We start from the raw sequence: 1,266 nt of genomic DNA, 5'->3' as shown, positions 1-1,266 counted from the left end.
GTGGAGATGGAGCGCGGCTTCCTCTTCATCATGTCGATCTCGGACGGCTCCTCGCTCGCCGTCCTTGCGCACCCGGAGGCCGACATCGGCCTCATCGGGTACGAGATGGCCCTGCTCGTCGACCGCGCCGGGACCGTCCTCACGCCCGACCTGCGCGCCGAGCTCCAGGGGAGCCTCCTCAACTAGCGGGCGGAGGAAGGGGGGAACGTGGGATCGAGACCGGAGGGCCGACGCAGCCGGACGGAGCCGCGCAGCACCGGAACGCGCACCGGCCGTCCTGCACCGGCGGACGTCGGACCTGCACAGCTTCCGCACAGATGCACCCGAAATCGTCGCGTGTCAGGCGAACCAGCGGCGTCCCCCATGCGTTCCGTTAAATGAGGCCGAGCTCTCAACCGGTAGACAGGCAGTGCGTATTGCTCCCCGGCGCCATACAGTGCGGGGACGCGCTGCGGTACCGCAGTCGCGATTCGGGGGACGATCCGAGGTCGCGGTGGGAGAACCGGTCCGCACGTCCGTGAGTCGGAGGAGGAGAAAGTGGCAACGCCCCCAGGAAGCCCGTCGCCGTACGGCGACGGCTATGACCAGCGGTCGCAGGGCGGCCAGACGCCGATCTCCGGAGCGGACGCACCGTTCCCCAACCGGTTCAACTTCCCCTCGTCGCCGAGCGATCAGGCGACCGGGCAGTGGCAGCAGGGCCAGCAGGGCCCGGGCTGGCCAGGCCCGAACGGCCCGCACCACCCGGGCCCCCCGCAGCAACCGCACCACCCGGGCGCTCCCCGACAGCCGTACCCCCAGGGCCCGCCCGCACCCTACGAGGAGGGCCCACCCCCGCGCATCGAGCCGACGCCGCCGCCGGCCCCCCAACCGGGCGCCGAGCAGGGCAAGCGCCGCACCGCCCAGCAACGCCTGGTGCGCCCCTACGCCATGACGGGTGGCCGGACCCGTCCCCGCTACCAGCTCGCCATCGAGGCGCTGGTGCACACCACGGCAGCCACCGCTCAGCTCCAGGGCCAACTCCCCGAGCACCAGCGGATCTGCCGCCTGTGCTACGAGATCAAGTCGGTCGCCGAGATCTCCGCACTCCTGTCCATCCCGCTCGGCGTCGCCCGGATTCTCGTCGCCGACCTGGCCGAGGCGGGCCTCGTCGCCATCCATCAGCCCGGCGGCGACGGGACCAACGTCGACGGCCAGCCAGACGTGACATTGCTCGAAAGGGTGCTCAGTGGACTTCGCAAGCTCTAGCGGCGGAACCGTGGGAGGTTC

General features: G+C 71.2%; 2 protein-coding genes. Both read left to right on the top strand.

Going from position 1 to position 1,266, the window contains the following annotated elements:
• On the top strand, positions 1-186 hold a 186-nt coding region (locus tag UWG_RS0124975; protein ID WP_016909927.1), incomplete at its 5' end, for a roadblock/LC7 domain-containing protein.
• A 351-nt stretch (positions 187-537) separates the two neighbouring features.
• Positions 538-1,245: a DUF742 domain-containing protein gene (locus UWG_RS30970; protein WP_016909926.1), complete on the top strand. Its 708-nt coding sequence runs from the start codon at positions 538-540 to the stop codon at positions 1,243-1,245.
• Positions 1,246-1,266: the final 21 nt, after the last annotated feature.

It is taken from the genome of Streptomyces xiaopingdaonensis, assembly GCF_000262345.1.
Taxonomy (GTDB): domain Bacteria; phylum Actinomycetota; class Actinomycetes; order Streptomycetales; family Streptomycetaceae; genus Streptomyces; species Streptomyces xiaopingdaonensis.
This window is presented reverse-complemented; position numbering and strand designations above follow the sequence as displayed.